This window comes from Sphingobium sp. SYK-6, from assembly GCF_000283515.1.
Taxonomy (GTDB): Bacteria; Pseudomonadota; Alphaproteobacteria; order Sphingomonadales; family Sphingomonadaceae; genus Sphingobium; species Sphingobium lignivorans.
This window is the reverse complement of sequence record NC_015976.1, coordinates 1,767,411-1,788,416: the sequence shown is the minus strand read 5'-3', so window position 1 is coordinate 1,788,416 and position 21,006 is coordinate 1,767,411. Positions and strand designations below refer to the sequence as shown.

General features: G+C 67.3%; 23 protein-coding genes. 7 read left to right on the top strand and 16 right to left on the bottom strand.

Annotated features, from left to right (window positions below; all coding sequences use genetic code 11):
• Positions 1-376: 376 nt before the first annotated feature.
• From SLG_RS08065 to thiS, 4 genes are all read right to left on the bottom strand, one after another.
• Positions 377-934, bottom strand: coding sequence for an SAM-dependent methyltransferase (locus SLG_RS08065; protein ID WP_014075960.1), 558 nt, complete (start codon positions 932-934; stop codon positions 377-379).
• Positions 934-2,337 (bottom strand): APC family permease, encoded by a 1,404-nt coding sequence (locus tag SLG_RS08060; RefSeq protein ID WP_014075959.1) that lies wholly within the window; start codon positions 2,335-2,337, stop codon positions 934-936. The genes SLG_RS08065 and SLG_RS08060 overlap by 1 nt, the downstream gene beginning before the upstream one ends.
• Before the next feature lie 419 nt (positions 2,338-2,756).
• Positions 2,757-2,939 carry a CsbD family protein gene (locus SLG_RS08055; RefSeq protein WP_014075957.1) on the bottom strand — a complete coding sequence of 61 codons (183 nt, stop codon included), beginning with the start codon at positions 2,937-2,939 and terminating at the stop codon, positions 2,757-2,759.
• Between the two features lie 148 nt (positions 2,940-3,087).
• The gene (gene thiS, locus SLG_RS08050) at positions 3,088-4,092 is read right to left on the bottom strand and encodes a sulfur carrier protein ThiS (protein ID WP_014075956.1); all 1,005 of its coding nucleotides are present in this window, start codon (positions 4,090-4,092) and stop codon (positions 3,088-3,090) included.
• Positions 4,093-4,181: 89 nt separating this feature from the next.
• Between thiS and aroQ the strand changes: the two genes are divergently transcribed.
• The 5 genes from aroQ to arsC all read left to right on the top strand — a co-directional run bounded on the left by aroQ (position 4,182) and on the right by arsC (position 7,521).
• Positions 4,182-4,625: a type II 3-dehydroquinate dehydratase gene (gene aroQ / locus SLG_RS08045; protein WP_014075955.1), complete on the top strand. Its 444-nt coding sequence runs from the start codon at positions 4,182-4,184 to the stop codon at positions 4,623-4,625.
• Positions 4,626-4,700: 75 nt separating this feature from the next.
• Complete coding sequence (gene accB / locus SLG_RS08040; RefSeq protein WP_014075954.1) at positions 4,701-5,189, top strand: acetyl-CoA carboxylase biotin carboxyl carrier protein; 489 nt, start codon at positions 4,701-4,703, stop codon at positions 5,187-5,189.
• A 13-nt stretch (positions 5,190-5,202) separates the two neighbouring features.
• The gene (gene accC / locus SLG_RS08035) at positions 5,203-6,555 is read left to right on the top strand and encodes an acetyl-CoA carboxylase biotin carboxylase subunit (RefSeq protein ID WP_014075953.1); all 1,353 of its coding nucleotides are present in this window, start codon (positions 5,203-5,205) and stop codon (positions 6,553-6,555) included.
• A 70-nt stretch (positions 6,556-6,625) separates the two neighbouring features.
• On the top strand, positions 6,626-7,186 hold the full coding sequence (locus tag SLG_RS08030; protein WP_014075952.1) for a GNAT family N-acetyltransferase: 561 nt from the start codon (positions 6,626-6,628) through the stop codon (positions 7,184-7,186).
• Entirely contained in the window at positions 7,183-7,521 is a 339-nt protein-coding gene (gene arsC, locus SLG_RS08025) for an arsenate reductase (glutaredoxin) (protein ID WP_014075951.1), read from the top strand. Before SLG_RS08030 ends, arsC begins: the two co-directional genes overlap by 4 nt.
• Positions 7,522-7,616: 95 nt before the next feature.
• On the opposite strand, the gene SLG_RS08020 is transcribed toward arsC, so the two are convergent.
• The 3 genes from SLG_RS08020 to SLG_RS08010 form a co-directional block, all read right to left on the bottom strand.
• A complete protein-coding gene (locus SLG_RS08020) occupies positions 7,617-7,898 on the bottom strand; it encodes a DUF427 domain-containing protein (protein WP_014075950.1) in 282 nt (93 codons plus the stop codon).
• Positions 7,899-7,968: 70 nt separating this feature from the next.
• Positions 7,969-10,176, bottom strand: a complete 2,208-nt coding sequence (locus SLG_RS08015; RefSeq protein ID WP_014075949.1) for a xanthine dehydrogenase family protein molybdopterin-binding subunit — start codon at positions 10,174-10,176, stop codon at positions 7,969-7,971.
• Positions 10,173-10,643, bottom strand: coding sequence for a (2Fe-2S)-binding protein (locus tag SLG_RS08010; RefSeq protein WP_014075948.1), 471 nt, complete (start codon positions 10,641-10,643; stop codon positions 10,173-10,175). Before SLG_RS08010 ends, SLG_RS08015 begins: the two co-directional genes overlap by 4 nt.
• 148 nt (positions 10,644-10,791) lie before the next feature.
• Here SLG_RS08010 and SLG_RS08005 point away from each other — a divergent pair, with 148 nt between their 5' ends.
• Together SLG_RS08005 and SLG_RS08000 are read left to right on the top strand one after the other, a co-directional pair.
• Positions 10,792-11,709: an XdhC family protein gene (locus SLG_RS08005; protein WP_014075947.1), complete on the top strand. Its 918-nt coding sequence runs from the start codon at positions 10,792-10,794 to the stop codon at positions 11,707-11,709.
• Positions 11,696-12,307, top strand: coding sequence for an NTP transferase domain-containing protein (locus SLG_RS08000; RefSeq protein ID WP_014075946.1), 612 nt, complete (start codon positions 11,696-11,698; stop codon positions 12,305-12,307). The genes SLG_RS08005 and SLG_RS08000 overlap by 14 nt, the downstream gene beginning before the upstream one ends.
• 12 nt (positions 12,308-12,319) lie before the next feature.
• Here the strand turns inward: SLG_RS08000 and SLG_RS07995 are convergent, their stop codons facing one another.
• The 9 genes from SLG_RS07995 to ccmC all read right to left on the bottom strand — a co-directional run bounded on the left by SLG_RS07995 (position 12,320) and on the right by ccmC (position 20,767).
• The gene (locus tag SLG_RS07995; protein ID WP_014075945.1) at positions 12,320-13,678 is read right to left on the bottom strand and encodes an MFS transporter; all 1,359 of its coding nucleotides are present in this window, start codon (positions 13,676-13,678) and stop codon (positions 12,320-12,322) included.
• A gap of 103 nt (positions 13,679-13,781) precedes the next feature.
• The gene (locus SLG_RS07990; RefSeq protein WP_014075944.1) at positions 13,782-15,764 is read right to left on the bottom strand and encodes a potassium transporter Kup; all 1,983 of its coding nucleotides are present in this window, start codon (positions 15,762-15,764) and stop codon (positions 13,782-13,784) included.
• Positions 15,765-15,833: 69 nt separating this feature from the next.
• Positions 15,834-16,493, bottom strand: coding sequence for a tetratricopeptide repeat protein (locus SLG_RS07985; RefSeq protein WP_014075943.1), 660 nt, complete (start codon positions 16,491-16,493; stop codon positions 15,834-15,836).
• Positions 16,490-16,921: a cytochrome c-type biogenesis protein gene (locus SLG_RS07980; protein ID WP_014075942.1), complete on the bottom strand. Its 432-nt coding sequence runs from the start codon at positions 16,919-16,921 to the stop codon at positions 16,490-16,492. Before SLG_RS07980 ends, SLG_RS07985 begins: the two co-directional genes overlap by 4 nt.
• A complete protein-coding gene (locus SLG_RS07975; RefSeq protein ID WP_014075941.1) occupies positions 16,918-17,463 on the bottom strand; it encodes a DsbE family thiol:disulfide interchange protein in 546 nt (181 codons plus the stop codon). Before SLG_RS07975 ends, SLG_RS07980 begins: the two co-directional genes overlap by 4 nt.
• Positions 17,460-19,394, bottom strand: coding sequence for a heme lyase CcmF/NrfE family subunit (locus SLG_RS07970; protein WP_014075940.1), 1,935 nt, complete (start codon positions 19,392-19,394; stop codon positions 17,460-17,462). Before SLG_RS07970 ends, SLG_RS07975 begins: the two co-directional genes overlap by 4 nt.
• On the bottom strand, positions 19,391-19,900 hold the full coding sequence (gene ccmE / locus SLG_RS07965; protein ID WP_014075939.1) for a cytochrome c maturation protein CcmE: 510 nt from the start codon (positions 19,898-19,900) through the stop codon (positions 19,391-19,393). The genes SLG_RS07970 and ccmE overlap by 4 nt, the downstream gene beginning before the upstream one ends.
• A gap of 2 nt (positions 19,901-19,902) precedes the next feature.
• Complete coding sequence (locus SLG_RS20845; RefSeq protein WP_083853346.1) at positions 19,903-20,037, bottom strand: heme exporter protein CcmD; 135 nt, start codon at positions 20,035-20,037, stop codon at positions 19,903-19,905.
• A gap of 4 nt (positions 20,038-20,041) precedes the next feature.
• Positions 20,042-20,767: a heme ABC transporter permease CcmC gene (gene ccmC, locus SLG_RS07960; protein WP_014075938.1), complete on the bottom strand. Its 726-nt coding sequence runs from the start codon at positions 20,765-20,767 to the stop codon at positions 20,042-20,044.
• Positions 20,768-21,006: the final 239 nt, after the last annotated feature.

The window sequence follows — 21,006 nt, the reverse complement described above, 5'->3', positions numbered from 1 at the left end:
CTGTCGTGCCTTTGGCGCGGATCCACGCGCCCTAGGGCGGATCGACATTCAGATGATGGCGTGGCGAAAATGGTGGTTTTTCGGGACCCGGCGCGCAGCGTACTCAAAGTAGGTGAGCACCGGAAGACCGGGAAACCGCCATTTGCAGGCCGCCAGCGCTGGAGCCGAAGGCGTCCGCAGGACAATGTCAATCAGCCCTAAGCCCCTCCCCTTCAGAGGAAAGGTTGGGTTGGGATACGGGCCGGCACGTCGATCGACCGCCAAGCGATGGACTGTCCTCACCCATCCCTCAAAGAAGGCGCGCGAGCTCGGCTGGCCACTGTCAGGGAACGACGCACGCCTCGCACGTCACCCGGCCCCACCTTCCCGCCCGCGCCTATCCCCGCTCGGGCACGGTCCACATATAGATCATCTTGCCCGCCACTTCCTCGCTGCGCTCGGGTTCCCAGTCGCCCATGAGGAAATCATGGCTGACGATCCGGGTGCCGGGCTTGAGGTCCTTCAGCAGCCGGGGCCGCAGCTTCTCGTTGAGCGTGGGCAGCAGGTAGAGCGTGACGACCGTCGCCTCGGAGAAGTCGGTCTTGAAGAGATCCTCCTGCTTGAAGGTCACCTTGTCGGTCACGCCGGCCTTCTGCGCGTTCTCCCGCGCTTCCCGGATGCGCTGGGGATCGATGTCGATGCCCATGGCGCGGATGTTGAAGGTCTTGGCGGCGGTCACGGGAATGCGGCCATCGCCCGAGCCGAGATCATAGAGAATGTCCCCGTCGCCCACCTTGGCCATGGCCAGCATGGCCTCCACCACCGGCTGGGGCGTGGGCACGTAGATCACGTCGGGACGCTGGGCGCTTTCCTGCGCGGCGTCCTGCGCGTGAAGCGTCGCGACCGTCACGCTCGCGCCGAGCGCGAGGGCGGCACCGATCATCAGGCTTTTCATCAGTCCATCTCCTCTGTTTCATGCGGTTTCAGGAAGACCAGGAGAATGCCCCCGAGCGCGAGGACGGCGACGCCGACCCAGGCGCCGGTCCCGGCGTAGACGAGGCTCGAATAGAGCAGGTAGAGGCTGGTGGCGCAGAAGATGGCGGGCACCAGCGGATAGAGCGGCACGCGGAACGGCCGCGCCCGCTGCGGCTCCCGCCAGCGCAGCACGAACAGGGCGAGGCCGACGAGGAACAGGAACACCCAGAAGACCGGGGCGGTATATTCGAGCGCGAGGCGGAAGCCGTCCAGCGCGAAGACCCCGGCGAACACCAGCAGCAGCGCCACCGCGCCCTGCGCGAGGATGGCATTGCCGGGCGTATCGCGATCGGTCCTCCAGCGGCCGGCCCAGCGCAGCGCGGGAAAGGCCCGGGCCAGCGCGCACAGGCTGCGCGCACCCGTGATGACCGTGGCATTGGCGGAGGTGAGCGCGGCCAGCGCGACGATGAGGCTGATGAGCACGGCGCCGGTGCCGCCGAGCGCGCGCTGCATTGCCTCGGCCGCCACCGCTTCCGCGCTCGCCATGCCGGCAAGGCCGAGCACGCGCAGGAAAGCGAGATTGGCCAGCACGTACAGCACCGTCACGATGCCGAGGCCGATCACCATCAGCCGGCCGAGCCTGCGCGGCGCATCCTTCACTTCGGCGGAGAGATACACCGCTTCATTCCAGCCGCCATAAGTGAGCAGCACGAAGACCATGACAAGGCCGAGCGCGCCGCCGCCCGCCCCGCCCGCTTCCGCCGCAGCCACCGTCTCGACGGGCGCCGCCGGGGCGAGCAGGAAAGCGGCGGCGATCACCGCGATAAGGCCGAGCACTTCGGCGATCGTCAGCAGCGTCTGCGCCTGCGCGCCGACTTTCACGCCCACCCAGTTGGCGCCGCTCACCGCGATGACGACCAGCGCGGCATAGATGGCGGAGGAATAGGGGCCGATGGGCGCGACCATCGCCACATAATCGCCGAACACATAGGCCAGCAGCGCCAGCGAGCCGGTCTGGATGACCGAGAAGCGCGCCCATCCGTAGAGGAAAGCGGTGCGCACCCCATAAGCGCGCTGGAGGAAATGATAGTCGCCGCCGAAATGCGGGTAGGATGCCGCCAGCTCCGCATAGCAGAGCGCGCCGAGGATCGAGAGCAGCCCGCCGGCGATCCACGCGCCGATGAGCATCGCCTCGCTGCTCGAAAATTCGGCGACGAGCGCGGGCGTGCGGAAAATGCCGGCGCCGACCACGATGCCGATGGTCAGCGCAAGCACATGTCTGTCGGAAAGGATCTTGCGGGGCGCGCCGGCCGGTGCATCGCCGGGCCCTTGCGCCGGTGTGCGGCGAACGGGGTCGGCGGCATAGCCGGTCGCGCTGGTCATCGGCGCGCGGCCATCACGGCGCAGGCCAGCGGCGGGACGCGTCCCGGCCACTCATGGCGCGCGCGTCCAGCCCTGGCGGCCAGCAGGCGCGACTGTCCTGTAATTGTTGATCCGGCACAGCACTCTCCTGCCGTCGGCCTTCGTCAAGAGGAAGCAACCAGCCGCAGGGGGGAAAGTTCCGCCGGAATCAGAAAATATTATATTTCAATGATTTATATTCTACATCGAAAGCGCCACGCTTGCGCAGCCCGTCCGGGACAACAAAAAAGGGCCCGCAAGACCCTTCGTTTCGCGACATCGCTTTTATGTGTCCTGAAGTGTCCGGTTTTGCCGGAGAGAATGCTGCTTTTCGCCAGCCTCCGATAGGGGCCGGTCCTCCGGTGGGGTGGTTCAGTCTACCCCACCGGAAAGCCGTGAGATCAGACCTTGTCGCCGAGCGCGCCCTTGATGGCGCCGCCGACCTTCTGGGCCTTGCCCTTCAGCTCCTGGCCTACGCCTTCGGCTTCCTGGTCGGGATCGTTCCGTGCGCGGCCCACGCCTTGCTTGACCCGGCCCGCGGCTTCGTTGGCGGTTCCTTTCGCCTTGTCGACGAATTCACCCATCATACTCTCCATCTGTCGGGGCGCCGGCCTGTCCGGCGCGTCGAAGAGAGAACGGATGAGCATGGGGCAGGTTCCGGCGGACGGGGCGCCGCGCGCCTCGGTTCACCGCATGTCGGGCAGGCCCTATGACCGGCGGGCCGCTGTCAGGTCAGATCAGGCCGGCCAGCGGACTCGAGGGATCGGCATACATGCGCCGGCCCATGCGCCCGGCCAGATAGGCCATGCGCCCGGCTTCCACCGCCGCCTTCATCGCGCCGGCCATCAGCAGCGGGTTCTTCGCCTCGGCAATGGCGGTGTTCATGAGCACACCGGTGCAGCCCAGTTCCATCGCCACGGCAGCGTCCGAGGCAGTCCCCACGCCCGCGTCCACCAGCACCGGCAGCTTCGTGCCCTCGACGATCAGGCGGATCGTCACCCGGTTCTGGAGGCCGAGGCCCGAGCCGATCGGCGCGCCCAGCGGCATGATCGCCACGGCGCCCGCATTCTCCAGCTGCTGCGCCGCGATGGGGTCGTCCGTGCAATAGACCATCGGCTTGAAGCCTTCCTTCGCGAGCACTTCGGTCGCGCGGATGGTCTCCACCATATTGGGGTAGAGCGTGCGCGCCTCGCCCAGCACTTCCAGCTTCACCAGGTCCCAGCCGCCTGCCTCGCGCGCCAGCCGCAGCGTGCGAATCGCGTCCTCGGCCGTGAAGCAGCCGGCGGTATTGGGGAGATAGGTGACTTTCTTCGGATCGATGAAATCCGTCAGCATCGGCGCCTTGGGGTCGGACACATTCACCCGGCGCACCGCCACGGTGACGATCTCCGCACCGGAGGCTTCCACCGCCGCGGCATTCTCCGCGAAGTCCTTGTACTTGCCGGTGCCCACGATCAGGCGGGAGCGGAAGGTCCGCCCCGCGACGCTCCAGCTGTCGTCCGCCAGCACCGGGGAGCCGTCGCCCCCGCCGACGAAGTGGACGATCTCCAGCTCGTCGCCGTCCTCCAGCACCACTTGCCCCAGCGTCGCGCGGGGCACGACCTCCAGATTGCGCTCGACAGCGACTTTCTCCGGCACAAGGCCGAGCTCCGTCGCCAGCCCCGCGAGCGTCAGGCCCGCGCGCACCCGGCGATGCTCGCCATTCACCACGATGCCGATCGTCCCGTCCACGCTCATGAGTATCGCGCACCTTTCGCTTTGAGAGCCGTTGAGGCCGCCATATAGGGAGGGGTCAGAGGCTCGCAACCAAAAGGACCGGATGGCCGATGACGTCCCAGAGAAAAATCTATGTTCTGAACGGCCCGAATCTCAATCTGCTCGGCACCCGCGAGCCGGAGATCTACGGCTTCGACACGCTCGACGACATCGCCGACCGGATGGAGGACGAGGCGCGCCGCGCGAACACCGAGATCGATTTCCGCCAGTCGAACCATGAAGGTCATCTCGTCGACTGGCTGCACGAGGCCAATGCGGAAAGCGCCACGGCGGTGATCCTCAATGCCGGCGCTCTCACGCATACATCCCTTGCGCTCCATGACGCGATCAAGTCGATCTCCGTGCCGGTGATCGAGGTTCATATCTCGAATCCGGCGGCGCGGGAAAGCTTCCGTCACCACAGCTATGTCGGCATGGCGGCCAGGGGCTCGATCGCGGGTTTCGGCCCGCTTTCCTACATGCTGGCGCTGGAAGCGGCGCTGGAGATGGACTGAATCTGTTGCCTTATGCAGCGAAGGGCAATAGGCCCTGCGCCCATTCCAAGACATAACAGGGTTCCAAGGACAATCATGGCCGACAAGACCAACGGTGGCGAAAGCGCGATGCAGGTGGACGTTAACCTCGTACGCGAACTCGCCGAGATGCTCGATGCGACCAACCTGACCGAGATCGAGGTCGAGGACGGCGAGCGCCGCATTCGCGTCGTGCGCAAGCCCGCCGCGCAGACAGTGAGCTATGGCGCACCCGTCGCAGCCCCGGCGCCTGCCGCGCCGGTCGCCGCCGCCCCGCTCGCGGAGGCTGCGGCCGCCCCGGCGGGCGCGCAGCCCGGCACGATCAAATCCCCCATGGTGGGCACATGCTATCTTTCCCCCGAGCCGGGGGCCGAGCCCTTCGTGAAGGTGGGCGACAGCGTGAAGGCGGGGCAGACCCTGCTCATCGTGGAAGCGATGAAGGTCATGAACCCGATCACGGCCGCCAGCGCCGGCACGGTCAAGGCCGTGCTCGTCGAGAGCGGCCAGCCGGTCGAATATGACCAGCCGCTGATCGTGGTCGCGTGAAGGCGGCCCACCCATGAGCATCGAGAAGCTGCTGATCGCCAATCGCGGCGAGATCGCCCTGCGCATCCATCGCGCCTGCCATGAGATGGGCATCAAGACGGTCGCGGTCCATTCCACTGCCGATGCCGAGGCCATGCATGTGCGCCTGGCCGATCAGGCGATCTGCATCGGGCCGCCCGCCGCCAAGGATAGCTATCTCAACATTCCCGCCATCATCTCGGCAGCGGAGATCTCGGGCGCGGATGCCATTCATCCGGGCTACGGCTTCCTGTCGGAAAATGCCCGCTTCGCCGAGATCGTGGAAGCGCACGGGCTGATCTTCGTCGGCCCCAAGCCCGAGCATATCCGCATCATGGGCGACAAGGTGGAAGCCAAGCGCACCGCCGGGGCGCTCGGCCTGCCGCTGGTGCCGGGCTCGGACGGCGCGATCGAGGATGTCGCCGCCGCCAAGGCCCTGGCGCGCGAGGTCGGCTATCCCGTGCTCATCAAGGCAGCCTCGGGCGGCGGCGGACGCGGCATGAAAGTGGTGCCGGACGAGGAGCAGTTCGACAGCCTCATGTCCCAGGCCAAGAGCGAGGCCAAGGCGGCGTTCGGTGACGACACCGTCTACATGGAGAAATATCTCGGCAATCCGCGCCACATCGAATTCCAGATTTTCGGTGACGGCAATGGCAATGCCATCCATCTGGGCGAGCGGGACTGCTCGCTCCAGCGCCGCCACCAGAAAGTGCTGGAGGAGGCGCCCTCCCCCGTCATTTCGGCGGCCGAGCGGGCACGCATGGGCAATCTCGTCGCGAAGGCCATGGCGGACATGGGCTATCGCGGCGCGGGCACCATCGAGTTCCTTTACGAGAATGGCGCCTTCTACTTCATCGAGATGAACACGCGCATCCAGGTCGAGCATCCCGTCACGGAGATGATCACCGGCTTCGATCTCGTGCGCGAGCAGATCCGCATCGCGGAGGGGCTTCCCCTGTCCGTCACGCAGGACGAGCTGGAATTCCACGGCCACGCCATCGAGTGCCGCATCAACGCGGAAGACCCGGCGACCTTCATGCCTTCGCCGGGCAAGGTGCAGATGCTCCATGTGCCGGGCGGCATGCATGTCCGCGTCGAGAGCGCGCTCTATCAGGGCTACAATGTCCCGCCTTATTACGACAGCATGATCGGCAAGCTGATCGTCTACGGGCGCACCCGCGAGGGCTGCCTGATGCGCCTCAAGCGCGCGCTCGAGGAATATGTCATCGAGGGCATGAAGACGACCATCCCCCTCCACCAGAAGCTGATCGAGGACCCGGACGTCCAGAACGGGGACTATAGCATCAAGTGGCTGGAAGAATGGCTGGAGCGCCAGAAGGAGGCGTGAGGCTGGCATCGGGAGCACGGGCCTCGGGCCGGCTCCCGAACGCCGGGACCGCTCGCGTATCATCCGAACGATGAGCGCCGCGCCCGTCCTCGCCATCCGCCCCGTCGAGCCCGCAGATGCGGGGCAGATCGCCGCCCTCTATGCCCATCACGTCCTGCACGGCACGGCGACCTTCGACACCGATCCGCCGGGCGCGGAACACTGGCGCGAGAAGATCAGCCAATGTCTCGGGCGGCAGTGGCCATTCCTCGTGGCGCTCGACGAGGCAGGCACGATTCTGGGCTATGCCTATGCCACGCAGTTCCGCGATCGCCCGGCCTATGCCCATGCCTGCGAGGACAGCATCTATGTCCGCGCCGACCGGACCGGGCAGGGTGTCGGCCGCGCCCTGCTCGCCGCACTGGTCGCCGCTGCCGCCGCGCGCGGCTTCACGCAGATGCTGGCGGTGATCGGCGGCGGAGAGCCCGGCTCGGTCGCGCTTCACGGCCGGCTGGGCTTTCGCCACGCGGGCCGGATGGAGAAAGTCGGCCGCAAGTTCGGGCAATGGCTGGACACCGTCTACATGCAGCGGGCATTGGGCGACGAGGCGCCCGCCGATCGACCAGAGCCAAACCGGAAGGACGAGCCATGAAAGCCACGATCTATCACAATCCGCGCTGCTCCAAATCGCGCGAGACGCTGGCGATCCTCGAGAGCACTCCCGGCATCGACGTCGAGATCGTCGAATATCTCAAGACCCCGCCGAGTCGCGAGACGCTGGCCGGGCTTTACGCGCGGGCCGGCATGACGCCGCGCGATGGCCTGCGCAAAGGCGAGGACGGCGCGAAGGCCCTCAGGGATGCCGATGACGCCGCCATCCTCGACGCCATGGCCGCCGATCCGATCCTCATCGAGCGCCCGCTGGTCGAGACCGACAAGGGCGTGCGACTGGGGCGTCCGCCGGAACGAGTACGGGAAATCCTCTGAGCGATCAGGGGACGCTCCTTTACACGAAATCGGGGCAAGCCCCGGCCAGGATCAATGATCCATACGCCGCGCTCAGGCCCGATCTCCCCGCCCTCTCAGCCGACCTCGACGCCTTTCCAGAAAGCAATCCGCCCCCGGACGGCTTCCGCCTCGGGCTTGGGGTCGGGATAATACCAGGCGGCATCCGGGTTGTCGGCGCCGTCGACGTGCAGGCCGTAATAATGCGCCGTGCCTTTCCAGGAGCAGATCGTCGTGGTGTCGCTGGGGCGCAGCACCGCCGGATCGACCGCTTCGGCGGGGAAATAGTGATTGCCTTCGACGACCACTATATCATCGCTGCGGGCGATGACGGTGCCGTTCCAGCGGGCTTCGACCATATTGCCTCTCCTCGGGTTCAAGCGGCGGCGGGGAACAGGAGAATGACGGCTCTCCTTCCCCGCCCGTTCCTCAGGCCGTCAGGTCCGCCGGCACCACCGGGAGCGAGCGAACCCGCTTGCCCGTCGCCGCGAAGATCGCGTTGGCGATGGCCGGCACCACCGGCGGAAGCGCCGGTTCGCCAAGGCCCGTCACCGGCGCGTCGGAGAGGACGAATTCCACCACGACATCCTCCGGTGCAGCCCCTATGCGGGGGAGTGGATAATCGTGGAAGTTCGTGCGGTTCGCCGCGCCATTCACGATCTCGACCTTCTGCCCCGAGAGGATCTGGCCGATGCCGTCGATCACCGATCCCTGCACCTGGTGCACGGCATTGATCGGATTGATGATCTGCGCGCCGACATCGCCGGCGACCCAGACCTTCTCGACCTGCACGGCGCCCTTCTCGCTCACCGAGATATCCACCACTTCCGCGAAATAGCCCCGGTGGCTGTAGTAGAAACCGAAGCCACGGCCCTTGCCATTGCCGCCTTCGCGCCCTTTCCAGCCGGCCATCTGGCAGACCTTGTCGATGATCGTCCGGGCGCGGCCGGTGTTGAACTCGGGCGTGCTGCCGTCCGGCGAGCCGCCTTCGAACTTGAGCACGCGCGGCTCGCCCAGGATGCGCCGGAGCATTTCCGGCAAATCCGTGCCCGCCGCCAGTGCCACTTCATCGAGGAAGCTCTGGAAGACGAAGGCCATGGCATTGGACGTCGGTGCCCGCAGATAGCCGGTCGGCACATTGCTCTCGATGAACGACACGCCCAGAGCGACATCGCCCAGCAAGCGCACCGGGAATTCCGTGTCGTGCATGCCCGCGCCGGTGGCAGGCTTGCCCTCCTTGCCATAGGTCACGAAATGATCCGTCAGCGCCGTGAGGCGGCCCTCGCCATCCAGCCCGGCACTCAGGCTATGCCAGCCCCCGGGCCGATAGAAATCGTGCCGCAGATCGTCCGTGCGGTTCCAGATGAGCTTGACCGGCCGGCCAGGCAGCGCCTTCGCGATCTGCGCGACCTGCGCCATATAATCGTTGGACAGCCGCCGCCCGAAGCCGCCGCCGATCCGCGTCATGTGGATCGTGATGTTCTCGGGCGCGATGCCGATCGCTTCGGCCACGATCCTGCGGCCATCGGCGGGGAATTGCGTCGGCGCCCAGAACTCGATCTTGCCGTCCCTGAATTCCGCCGTGCAGTTCTGGGGTTCCAGCGTCGCATGGGCGAGGAAGGGATAGTCATAGCGGGCCGAGACGGTCTTCGCCGCGCCGGCCAGCGCCTGCGTCGCATCGCCCTTGCTGAACAACGTGGTCTCAGCCTTGCCGTCCATCTTCTCCTTCGCCTGCCGGGCGAAGGATGCCGTGGAATAGCCCTTCTGCGCATCGACCGACCAGACCGGCTTGAGCGCGGCGCGCGCCTGATTGGCCACCCACCAGCTTTCCGCCACGATGGCGACGGCGTCATGGCCGCCCTTGAGGTCATAGCTGCTGTTCATCGGGATGACCGCGATGATGCCCGGCAGGGCCTTAACCACCGCCTCGTCGAAGCTCACCAGCGTGCCGCCATAAGTCGGGCAGGCCTCGATCGCGGCCTGCACCATCCCCGGCTTCACCACGTCTATGCCGAACAGCGGCTTGCCCGCGACGATGGCGGGCGTATCGATCCCGATCTTCGACCGGCCGATGATGCGGAAAGCGGCCGGTTCCTTGAGGGGCACCTTGTCCAGCGCCGGCGCGGTGACTTTCGCCGCCGCAGCCGCGAGCTGCGCATAAGTGGCGCTGCGCTTGCTGGCCGCATGCGTCACCGTGCCGCCCGCCGTGGTGAGGGCATTCTCCGGCACGTTCCATTGTGCCGCCGCTGCCTTCACGAACATCGCGCGCGCCGCCGCGCCCACCTGGCGCATGGGGATGTAGTTCATCGGCGTCGTGAAGCTGCCGCCCGCGATCTGGAAGCCATAGACCTTGTCGTCGGCAATCGTCGTCTCGGGCGTCACCTGCGCCCAGTCGACGTCCAGTTCCTCGGCAATGAGCATCGGCAGCATCGTCTTGACGCCCTGCCCGATCTCCGGGTTCTTCGCCCCGATGATGAAGCTGTTGTCCGGGTTGACGCGGATATAGGCATTGATGACCGTGGCCTTGTCCCCCGGATTGGCCGCAAAGGCGATCCGCGCGTCGAAGGCAAGCACCGCGCCGCCGACCAGCGTCGCCTTGAGGAGCGCCCGGCGGCCGAGCATCACCGGGGCGGTCATGCGCTGGCTCCTTCGCTGGCGGCCGCTTTCTTGATCGCCGCTCGAATTCGCAGATATGTCGCGCAACGGCAGATGTTGCCGCTCATGGCCTGATCGATCTCCTCGTCGCTCGGCGACGGCTTGGCGCTGAGCAGCGCGGTCGCGCTCATGATCTGGCCGGCCTGGCAGTAGCCGCATTGCGGCACGTCCAGCTCCGTCCAGGCTTCGCTCACTTTCCGGCCGACCGGCAAGGTGGCGACATGCTCGATGGTAGTGACCTGCTTGCCGGCCACGGTGCTGATCGGCGTGGTGCAGGAGCGCACCGCCTTGCCGTCGACATGCACGGTGCAGGCGCCGCACAGCGCCATGCCGCAGCCGAACTTGGTGCCGGGCATGTCGAGATCCTCGCGCAGCACCCAGAGCAGGGGTTTGCGCGGATCGGTGTCCACTTCCCGCGTCTCGCCGTTGATCGACAATGTGGTGGCCATGCCCGCTCTCCTGCCCGTCCTTGCTGATGATCGAGAATGCCGATGCGCGTGGGCGGTTGTCAATGTCCATAGCCTTGCAATAATCTGTTTTGCAGCCCACCCCCGGAGCGCGACACCCCGCCTGAATCCGAGAGCCACTGGACAGACATTGAACGACATTGACGAGATCGTCGCGGCCGCCCGCGACTGGGCCGGCCAGCCCATGGCGCTTGCCACCGTGATCGAGGCATCGGGCTCGGCCCCGCGCCCCCGGGGCGGGCATCTGCTCGTGGCAGGCGATGGGCGCTTTGCCGGATCGATCTCCGGCGGCTGTGTCGAATATGAAGTGTTCGCCCTTGCCGAAGGGGTGATCGCCGGCGCGCCGGCCAGCGTTCATCATTATGGCAGCAGCGATCCCGGCGTGTGGCTGCCCGGCCTGCCCTGCGGCGGGCAGATCGGCGTCCTCGTGCAGCCGGTGAGCGAAGACGGCTTTCCGCCAGCCCTGTTCGGCGCGATCGAGGCGGCGCGCAAGGCGGCAAGGCCTCTTGCTCTTTCCACCGATCTTGCAACCGGCCGCACCGTCACGGGCGACCTGCCCGGCCATTTCGTCAACGTCTACGAGCCGGCGCGCCGCCTGCTCATCGTCGGCGGGGTTCAGATCGCGCAGACCCTGTCCGCCATTGCCCGCGCGACCGGCTTCAGCGTGACCGTCAACGACCCGCGCGAGCGCTTCCTGAGCGCCGCGCGCTTCCCCGATGCCACCCTGACCGATGCCTGGCCGGATGAGGCCGTGCACGCCTTCGCGCCGGATGCCAGCGCGGCGGTGGTGACGCTCAGCCATGACGTCAAGATCGACGATCCGGCCCTCGCCGCCGCCCTGCTCCACCCTACCGGCTATGTCGGCGCGCTGGGCTCGCGGGCCAATCAGGCGCGCCGGCTGGAGCGGCTCGAAGCCCTCGGCATCGACCGGGCGGCGCTGGCGCGCATCGATGGCCCGGCCGGTGTCCCGATCGGCGGCATGGGGCCCCAGGAAATCGCCCTGTCGATCGCGGCGGGCATCGTGAAGGCGCTGCGTGCCGGGCAATGACGGCCTGGTCGTCGCGCTGCTCGGCGCCGGTCGTTCGTCGCGCTTCGGGCGCGAGGACAAGCTGCTGGCCACGCTCGGGGGTCGCCCGCTGATCGCATGGGCGGCGCAGGCGGGGCTGGGCATTCCGGCGGCGCGTCATCTCGTCATCGCGGGTCCGGACGCGCGGCTGTCGGCGGCTTGCCCCGGCTATGTCCTGCTCCCCAATCCGCATCCCGAAGACGGTCTGGCGTCCTCCCTGCGCATCGCGGCGGGCGCCGCGCGCGGCCTGGGGGCGACGGCCCTGCTGATCCTGCTGGCGGACATGCCCTTCGTCGATGCGGGGCATCTGGCCGGACTGGTCACTCAGTGGGATCAGGACGGGAGCCAGCCCCTCTTCTCCCGCGCGCCCGGCGGGCCGCCTCAGCCACCCGCGCTGTTCCCCGCCGCTTTCCTGCCGATGATCGAGACCTTGCAGGGCGATCGCGGCGCGCGCGCATTGGCCGGGGATGCGCTCATCGTCGAAGCACCGGCAGACCGCATGATCGACATCGATACGCCTGCGGATCTGGCCCGTGCCGCGAACTATCTGCGGGCACTCGATCCGGGCGAGCAGGCCTGACCGGCCAGGCTCTCAGCGCAGCGGCGGGATATGCCGGTTGATGACGAGCGCGGCGGCGAGGATGGTGAACGCGAAGAACAGGACGACCGCGAAGAACGGCCAGCTCTGGTCATTGGCCACGCTCAGCAGCACGCCGCCGATCAGCCCCATGATCACGCCGCCCGAGCGGCCGATCATCAGCCCGACCCCGATGCCGGTCGCGCGCACCTGTTCGGAATAGCCGAGCGCGATCACGGAATAGCCGGTCGCGATGACGGTACTGGCGAAAATGCCGACGCCTCCGACCGCGCCCATCACCACCCAATAAGTCGCGGCATCCGGCAGGCCGCTGAGCCCATGCAGCCGCAGCCCCAGCAGCAGGATGCATCCTGCCGCCAGCAGGGCGGCCGACATCACCACCATCCGCGAGCCGAGCGCATTGACGAGGAAGCCGGCAAGCAGCGCGGCCATGACAGACAGGAGATTGAAGGCGAAGATCGCCTGAAGCGCCTGCGCGAGTGGAAAGCCGGCCGTGGTGAGCATCGTCGGCATCCATGAAATGAAGGCGTAGACGATGAGCTGGGCGGAGAAGAACAGCAGCCATGCCCCCACATTGAGGCGGAGATAATGGCGCGCGAACATGCTGTCCTGTCGGGCTTGCGAGGTCGGCATCTCGCGCGCGGACGCAGGCGTCGCGAGCGCGATCGACTCGATGCCCGCGTGGCGCTTCAGCAGGTCGGCGGCGCGCTGGCTCTCGCCCTTTCCGGCCAGATAAGCGGCGGACTCCGGCAGCGCCACCAGCACGACGAAGGCAACCGCGAGCGTCAGCAGACCGCATGCGACGAAGCAGCCTCGCCAGCCGAGCATGGGTAGGAAGAGCTGCAGCGCCAGCGCCCCGACCATGCCGCCGAGCGGCGTGCCGACCGACAGGAACGCAATCGCTTTCGCCTGCGCCCGGCGGGGCAGCCATTCGGCGACCAGCGCGACGGACGAGGGCGTCGCCGCGCCGAAGCCGAGGCCACTGATGAAGCGGATGATCGTCATCTGCGTCACATCCTGCGCGAAGGCCGCGACCACCGTCGCCAGGCCGAACAGGAAGGTCGCCACGCACAGGACGCGCTTGCGCCCGAACAGGTCGCCGAGCCGCCCGCCGCCGCCCGCACCGAGCGCGAGCCCCAGCAGGGACGCCGCCAGCGCCGGACCGAAGGCGGCACGCTCGATGCCCCATTCCGCGAGGATCACCGGCGCGACGAGCCCGAGGAGCTGGATGTCCAGCCCGTCGATCATCAGGATGAACTGGACGATGAGCAGGATCGTGATCTGCCGGGCACTGACCGGCCGCTGGTCAAGCGTCGCGGAAATCGTCGCAATCATTCCCTGCCCAGCCGTCATGCCCCGCCCCCCGCCGGGAAAGCCGGCCTGTCGGCACTCTGGCACCGTGGCGATACGCTGGCCAGCGATTCGGCCCGCGCCATTTCGGTCCCGGGGGACGGGCTCAGATCTCGACCTGGCTCCCCAGCTCGATCACGCGATTGGTGGGCAGGCGGAAGAACTCCATCGCGCTTTCCGCGTTGCGCAGCATCCAGGCGAACAGCTTCTCCCGCCAGATGCGCATCCCCGGCCGCGCGGACGGCAGGAGCGTCTGGCGCGCGAGGAAGAAGCTCGTCTCCATCATCTTGAACGGCACGCCGCAACCGGAGGCCCCCGCCAGCGCGGCCGGCACGTCCACTTCCTCCATGAAGCCGTAGTTCAGGATCAGGCGGAAGAAACCGCGCCCGAGATCCTCCACCTGATAGCGCTTGGCCGGGCCGACGGTCGGCAGGTCAGCGACCTTCACGGTGAGCAGCACCACCCGCTCGTGCAGCACCTTGTTGTGCTTGAGATTGTGGAGCAGCGCGTGCGGCACGCCATCCGGCGTGGACGTGAGGAACACGGCGGTGCCCGGGACGCGAACCGCGCTGTTCGCTGCGGAGGCGACGAACACCGGGATCGGCATCGCCGATTCGCGCAGCCGCTCCATCATCAGCCCCCTGCCCTTCGACCATGTGGTCAGCAGCGTGAAGATGACGAGCCCGACCATCAGCGGGAACCAGCCACCATCGGGCACCTTGGTGAGATTGGCGGCGAAATAGGCGGTATCCACCAGGAAGAACAGGGCCAGCACCGCCACGGAGAGCAGCCGGTTCCATTTCCACAGCGAGAAAAGCAGGACGGCGAGCAGGCAGCTGTCGATGAACATCGCACCCGTGACCGCGATCCCATAAGCAGCCGCCAGATTGCTGGAGGAGCGGAAGGACAGCACCAGCGCGATGACCATCACCATGAGGCCCCAGTTGATGACTGGAATATAGATCTGCCCCTGCGCGCTCGCGCTGGTGTGGGTGATCTTGAGACGGGGCATGAAGCCGAGCTGGATCGCCTGCTGGGTCAGCGAGAAGGCCCCGGAAATCACGGCCTGGCTCGCGATGATCGTCGCGAGGATCGCGAGGATCACGAGCGGCAGACGCAGGGGCTCGGACGCCAGAAGGAAGAAGGGATTCTGGATCGCCTCTGCTGCCGCGCCGGGCGGCAGCGAGAGGATCATGGCGCCCTGACCCAGATAATTGAGCATGAGCCCGGGCAGCACGAAGAACAGCCAGGAGACGCGGATGGGATTGCGGCCGAAATGCCCCATGTCCGCGTAAAGCGCTTCCGCCCCCGTCACGGCCAGCACCACCGAGCCGAGCGCCAGGAAAGCGACGCCGCCGTCGGTCAGGAAGAACTGGATGGCATACCAGGGATTGAGCGCGAGCAGGATCGCCGGATTGCTGGCGATATGAAAGAGGCCCAGCGTCGCCAGGGTGAGGAAATAGACGAGCATGATCGGGCCGAAAAGCTGCCCGACCCGCGCCGTCCCCCGCGCCTGGATAGCAAAGAGCCCGACGAGAATGGCGACGGCTGCCGGCAGGACGAGGGGCCCAAGCCGCGGGTCCACCGTCGTCAGGCCTTCTGATGCGGAGAGCACCGACATGGCCGGGGTAATCATCGAATCGCCGTAGAACAGCGCCGTCGCGAAGACGCCCAGCATCACGATCGGCCCGGTCCAGCGTTTGTGACCGCTCTGCCGGTTGATGAGGGCGAGCAGCGCGAGGCTGCCGCCTTCGCCCTTGTTGTCGGCGCGCATGATGATGCTGACATATTTCAGTGTCACCACGATCATCATCGACCAGAAGATCAGGCTGAGCACGCCATAGATGTGCAGCCGGTCGGGCTCGAGCGGATGATGGCCGGCGAACGTCTCGCGAAAGGCGTAGATCGGGCTTGTGCCGATGTCGCCAAAGACGATGCCCATGGCCGCAAGCGCAAGCTTGGTCAGTCCATCGGCCGCATGGCCGGTTTCTTGACCCAGCGCCGCAGAGTCGTCGGAGCCAGCGCCGTCGGCCGGCGTCCCTTGATCGGGCGTGGTCACTGGCCCGCCTGAACCGCAGTCATCGGTCATTCCCCTCGCCAGGCCTCTGCCTGATCGCGCGGCGCCCTACCATTTCGACTCCCATGGTGCAACGCACAATCACGGCGCCTGCTCGCCACCCCGGGACATCGCTTCGCGACGCTCGATCAGGGCATTGATGAGCGCCACGTTGCGGATCAGCTCCTCGCGCAGCTCCATGTCTTCCGGCAAGCGGGCGGCCAGCTTCAGCCACATGTCCCTGGAACGCTCGAACTGTCCCGATTCGGCAAGCGCCAGCCCATAGAAATAGTTCGCGGAAACGCTTTGCGGGTCGATCGTCAGCGCCTGGCGGAACGCATAGTCGCTGGCGGGCGACAGCGTGCCATTGCCATGCGCGAGCAGCGCGTTGCCCAAGCCGACCCAGAGATTGGGGTCCCTGGGGTTCTCGCGCAGCCCGGACTGCAGCACATTGGCTGCATCCTTGGTATTGCCGCTGCGCGCCAGCGCGTCCGAGACGACCAGCCATTTCGTCGCCGAGGAAATCCGCTCGCCGATCTCGCGCCGCTTCTCGGCAAGAGCCTCGTCGAACTTCACTTGCCCGGTGTCGGCCGACACCGGCTTGCCGAACAGGCCCGGATGACCCTGCCAGGCATAGCCGGCGAGCCCGAGCAGCAGCGCGGCCGCAACCGGCGCGACCGCGCGGAGGGAGATGCGGGCGGACAGGAGGATCGTGGCTGCCGTCAGCGTCGCCAGCAGCAAGGCAATGATGAGACCGGTCATGGCTGGCTCCCGCGGCGGCGCTTCATCCGGCTTCGCACCAGCAGGCCCCCGGCGCCCAGCATCAATATCGGCGCTGCCCAGAGCGGCCAGAGAATCGGCTCGGCGGTCGGCTTGTAGCTGATCCAGTCGCCATAGCGCTCGATCAGCCAGGCGCGGATCGCTTCCGGGTCTTCCCCACGCGCGATGCGCTCGCGGATCTCCGAGCGCATGTCCGCCGCCATGCTGGCGTCGCTGTCGGCGATCGACTGGCTCTGGCAGGTCAGGCAGCGAATCGTGTGCATGAGGTCCGTCGCCTTCGCTTCCAGCGCCGGGTCGTCGAGCTGGCGGTTGGCGTAAGGCGCGGGCGGGAGCGCCGTCTGCGCGAATGACGGCGCCGGTATCGCCATCGTCATCGCCAGCAGCAGGGCTATCGGCAGGAACCGCCTCATGATTCCGCATCCTTCAGCTTCTGCAGGATCGTCTCCATGTCCTGCGGGCCGATATAGCCGATATGCTGGTAGCGGATGATGCCCTTGCCATCGATCACGAAGGTCTCGGGCACGCCCGAGGAGCCGAGGTGGAATTGCAGGGCACTGCGGGCATCCAGCCCGATGCGCTGGAACGGATCGCCATGGCGCTGCAGGAAAGCGTCGACGTCGGGCCGCGCATCGCGGATGGCCACCGCGTCGATCCGTACGCCGCGCTGGGCGAGCTGCATGAGCTGCGGCGCCTCGGCCGCGCATGGCACGCACCAGCTCGCGAAGATGTTCAGCAGACGCGGCTTGCCGTCCGCCATGTCGCCGGTCGAGAAGGCCGGATGGCTCGAGGATGCCTCGGGCAGATCGATGACCGGCACCGGCTTGCCGATCATGCGCGACTGGATGACCGTCTGCTGCTCGCGATTGAGGCCCAGCGAGGCAACGATCAGGAAGATGAGATAGCCGCCCAGCGGGATCCAGAGGATGAGGGAGCGCTTCATCGCCTTCTTCATGCCGTCACCTCCCGGGCCTGCGCCCGCCCCTGCCTGCGCTCGCGGCGGACACGGCCGACCAGCGCGAGCAGACCGCCCAGCGCGATCATCCCGCCACCGGCCCAGATCAGGGTGACGAACGGCTTCCACCAGATGCGCAATTGCCAGCGCCCGTCCTCGAGCTGCTCGCCGAGTACGAGGTAGAGCTGGCCGTTCCAGCGCGTCATCTGCACGGATTCATTGGTGGGCGTGGGCGGATCGGCGAAGAAGCGGGCCTGCGGACGCGCGACGCCGATCACCCGGTTGCCGCGGCTCACCGTCAGCGTGGCCTCCATGGCGGTCCAGTTCGGCCCGGCGACCGGCATCACGCTGTCGAACCGCACGGTCTGGCCCGCGATCTCGAAACGGTCTCCCGGCTTGGCGGCAGCGAGCCGTTCGACGGAAAAGGCGCTCTCGCTCGCCATGCCGGCAAGGCTCACCGCGCACCCCAGATGCGCGATCACCATGCCATAAGTGAAAAGCGGCGTGCGCAGCAGGTTGCGTTTCCACAGCGGCGCCAGGCTGGCGAGGGCAACGGCTGCCGCCAGGCCGAGCCCGAGCGTCGGCAGCCAGCCGATCGGCGGAGACGGCAGCGCGACCGCCGCGATCAGCGCCAGCACGCCAAGGCCGACTGCCGGAAGCGCGCGCCGCAGCACCGCGCCGGCATCGTCCCGCCGCCAGCGGAGCAGCGGTCCCACCACCAGCAGCGCCATGAGCAGCAGCGCGACCGGGCCGATCACCGCATTGAAATAGGGCGGGCCCACCGAGACCCGCACGCCCATCATCTCGGTGAGCAGCGGATAGAGCGTGCCGACCAGCACGAGGCCGAGAATCACGCACAGCAGCAGATTGTTGACCACCAGCGCCGCTTCCCGACTGACCGGCTCGAACCGCGCGCCTTCGTTCACCGTGTGGACGCGCAGCGCGAACAGGACGAGCGCGCCGCCGATGTAGAGGCCGAGCAGCGCGAGAATGAAGCTTCCCCGTGTCGGATCGACGGCAAAAGCATGGACGCTTGTCAGGATGCCCGACCGCACGAGGAAGGTGCCGATCATGGACATAGCAAAGGCCACCACCGAGAGCATGACCGTCCACGCGCGCAGCGCATCGCGCGCGGCCAGCACGGAAGCGCTGTGGAGCAATGCCGTCGCTGCCAGCCAGGGCATGAGCGACGCATTCTCGACGGGATCCCAGAACCACCAGCCGCCCCAGCCCAGCTCATAATAGGCCCAGTAGGAACCGGCTGTGATGCCGAAGGTGAGCAGCACCCAGGCGCCCAGCACCCAGGGCCGGACGGCGCGAGCGAAGCGGGCATTGACCTGATGCGTCAGCAGCGCGCCCACCGCGAAGGAGAACGCCACCGAGAGCCCGACATAGCCGAAATAGAGCGTGGGCGGATGGAAGGCGAGACCCGGGTCCTGCAGCAGCGGATTGAGGCCCTGCCCTTGCACGGCTGGCGGATCGAGCCGCGTGAAGGGATTGGAGGCCAGCAGCAGGAAGGCATAGAAGCCAAGGCTGATCGCCGCCTGCGCGCCGAGCGTGGCATAATGGGTGGCCCGGTCGAGCGCGCGCTCGAACAGCGCCACCGCCGCGCCGGACGCGCTCATCACCGCCACCCAGAGCAGCATCGAGCCCTCGTGATTCCCCCAGGCGCCGGCGAACTTGTAGATGAACGGCTTCATCGAGTGGCTGTTCGCCGCCACCAGATAGACCGACATGTCGGACCGCAGGAACAGGAGGATGAGCAGCGCCATGGCGAGGCAGGCGAGCACGCCCTGTGCCACCGCGACCGGCCGGATCAGCCGGCGGGCCTCCTCATTGCCCCGCGCGACTGCGGCCCAGGCCAACAGCAGCTGCACACCCGCCAGCGTGGCCGCGAGCCACAGCGCGGCAAGTCCGGTCTCGGCGATCATGGCTGGCCCGCGTCGCCCTTGCCGGCGGCCGCGCTGTCGGCCTTCGCCTCATGGGTTTCGGGATTGTAGCTGATGCCTTCCATCTCGCGCGGCATGTAGCGCTCGTCATGCTTGGCGAGGATGTTGGTGGCGCGGAATACGCCCTGCGCATCGAACGCGCCTTCCGCCACCGCGCCGGAGCCTTCCCGGAACAGTTCGGGCGTAATGCCGCTGAACGTGGCCGGCACGCTCGCCTCTCCGTCCGTGAGTCTGAAGTGGACGGTCACGCCGTCCTTGTCGCGCTGCAGGCTGCCGGCCTCGACCATGCCGCCCAGCCGGATGGCCTTGCCGGGCTCGACCGTCGCGGCGCGGGCCTCGGCCGGGGTGTAGAAATAGGCGGCCTGGTCGCGCAGCGCGGACATCGCCAGCAGCACGCCGGCGACCATGGCGGCAAGCGCCAGCAGCACCAGCACCAGCCGCTGATGCTTGCGTTTCGGCCCGCGCCGGTTCGATGCGATCGCGACCATGGCTATTCTCCCCGTCCCGAGAGCTGCGCGGCCCGGGCTTCGAGCCGGCGCGCGGACAGCCATGCCCAGAGGCTGGTGCCGATGAGGGCCAGCGCCGTCAGCCCATAAGCGGCGATGATGAAGGGCCAGGGATTCATGCCGTCAACTCCGGGACATGCGGCGCAGCCGCGCCTCTATGCGGTTCTCGGCGAGGATTGCGCGCATGCGCAGCAGCACGATCGCCGCGAACCAGGCCGTGAAGCCGACCACCGTCAGGCCCAGCGGCCAGAGCATCGAACCCGCGATGCTGCTGCCGGACAGAGTGATGCTCCGCCCCTGATGCAGGCTGTTCCACCAGACCACCGAATAATGGATGATCGGCAGGTTGAGCGCGCCGACCAGCGCGTAGATGGCCGTGACCCGGCTCACCCCGCCCGCATCGCCGCGATCCGCGCTGGATCGGGCCAGAGCGATATAGCCGATATAGAGAAAGAGCAGCAGGAGCATGGACGTCATGCGCCCGTCCCATTCCCACCATGTTCCCCAGGTCGGCCGGCCCCAGATCGATCCGGTGGCGAGACACAGCGCCGTCGCCACGGCCCCGGGCACGGCGATGGCCTTTCCGGCGATCCCCGCGAGCGGGTGCCGCCAGACCAGCTGCATGATCGCCGCGATGGTCATGCCGCTCCAGCCGCCCATGCCCAGCCAGGCGGTCGGCACATGAATATAGATGATGCGGAAGCTCTCGCCCTGCAGATAGTCCGCCGGAGCGCGGAACAGGCCGGCCCAGCATCCGGCGAGGATCAACGCGATCCCGCCCCAGAAGCACCAGGGCGTCAGGGGCATCGCGATGGCCAGGAATCGGCGTGGGTTGGCGAAGGCGTGCATCCGGCCCCTTTAGATTGGTCGGTGCGGGCTGGCCAGAGCGTCCGCGCCGGTTTCGGTTCAAACGAGGTCCGTGGTCAGCGGTCGGGCCACCAGCTCCCGGAAACGCTGCTTCCCGCGCCATAAATGGCCCGGCTCGACGCGTATCCGCACGGATCGGCTGCATTATTTTATTACAATGGGGCGACAAAGGGCTCCATGCTCCCTATATGGCCGTTCGAAGAGAGTCGCGCCGCCGCGGC

Bases quoted from the DNA above. Each gene is read 5' to 3' on its own strand.
- SLG_RS08065 (WP_014075960.1), bottom strand. From the start codon at position 934: ATGAAAAGCCTGATGATCGGTGCCGCCCTCGCGCTCGGCGCGAGCGTG.
- SLG_RS08060 (WP_014075959.1), bottom strand. From the start codon at position 2,337: ATGACCAGCGCGACCGGCTATGCCGCCGACCCCGTTCGCCGCACACCG.
- SLG_RS08055 (WP_014075957.1), bottom strand. From the start codon at position 2,939: ATGGGTGAATTCGTCGACAAGGCGAAAGGAACCGCCAACGAAGCCGCG.
- thiS (WP_014075956.1), bottom strand. From the start codon at position 4,092: ATGAGCGTGGACGGGACGATCGGCATCGTGGTGAATGGCGAGCATCGC.
- aroQ (WP_014075955.1), top strand. From the start codon at position 4,182: ATGACGTCCCAGAGAAAAATCTATGTTCTGAACGGCCCGAATCTCAAT.
- accB (WP_014075954.1), top strand. From the start codon at position 4,701: ATGGCCGACAAGACCAACGGTGGCGAAAGCGCGATGCAGGTGGACGTT.
- accC (WP_014075953.1), top strand. From the start codon at position 5,203: ATGAGCATCGAGAAGCTGCTGATCGCCAATCGCGGCGAGATCGCCCTG.
- SLG_RS08030 (WP_014075952.1), top strand. From the start codon at position 6,626: ATGAGCGCCGCGCCCGTCCTCGCCATCCGCCCCGTCGAGCCCGCAGAT.
- arsC (WP_014075951.1), top strand. From the start codon at position 7,183: ATGAAAGCCACGATCTATCACAATCCGCGCTGCTCCAAATCGCGCGAG.
- SLG_RS08020 (WP_014075950.1), bottom strand. From the start codon at position 7,898: ATGGTCGAAGCCCGCTGGAACGGCACCGTCATCGCCCGCAGCGATGAT.
- SLG_RS08015 (WP_014075949.1), bottom strand. From the start codon at position 10,176: ATGACCGCCCCGGTGATGCTCGGCCGCCGGGCGCTCCTCAAGGCGACG.
- SLG_RS08010 (WP_014075948.1), bottom strand. From the start codon at position 10,643: ATGGCCACCACATTGTCGATCAACGGCGAGACGCGGGAAGTGGACACC.
- SLG_RS07995 (WP_014075945.1), bottom strand. From the start codon at position 13,678: ATGACGGCTGGGCAGGGAATGATTGCGACGATTTCCGCGACGCTTGAC.
- SLG_RS07990 (WP_014075944.1), bottom strand. From the start codon at position 15,764: ATGACCGATGACTGCGGTTCAGGCGGGCCAGTGACCACGCCCGATCAA.
- SLG_RS07985 (WP_014075943.1), bottom strand. From the start codon at position 16,493: ATGACCGGTCTCATCATTGCCTTGCTGCTGGCGACGCTGACGGCAGCC.
- SLG_RS07980 (WP_014075942.1), bottom strand. From the start codon at position 16,921: ATGAGGCGGTTCCTGCCGATAGCCCTGCTGCTGGCGATGACGATGGCG.
- SLG_RS07975 (WP_014075941.1), bottom strand. From the start codon at position 17,463: ATGAAGAAGGCGATGAAGCGCTCCCTCATCCTCTGGATCCCGCTGGGC.
- SLG_RS07970 (WP_014075940.1), bottom strand. From the start codon at position 19,394: ATGATCGCCGAGACCGGACTTGCCGCGCTGTGGCTCGCGGCCACGCTG.
- ccmE (WP_014075939.1), bottom strand. From the start codon at position 19,900: ATGGTCGCGATCGCATCGAACCGGCGCGGGCCGAAACGCAAGCATCAG.
- SLG_RS20845 (WP_083853346.1), bottom strand. From the start codon at position 20,037: ATGAATCCCTGGCCCTTCATCATCGCCGCTTATGGGCTGACGGCGCTG.
- ccmC (WP_014075938.1), bottom strand. From the start codon at position 20,767: ATGCACGCCTTCGCCAACCCACGCCGATTCCTGGCCATCGCGATGCCC.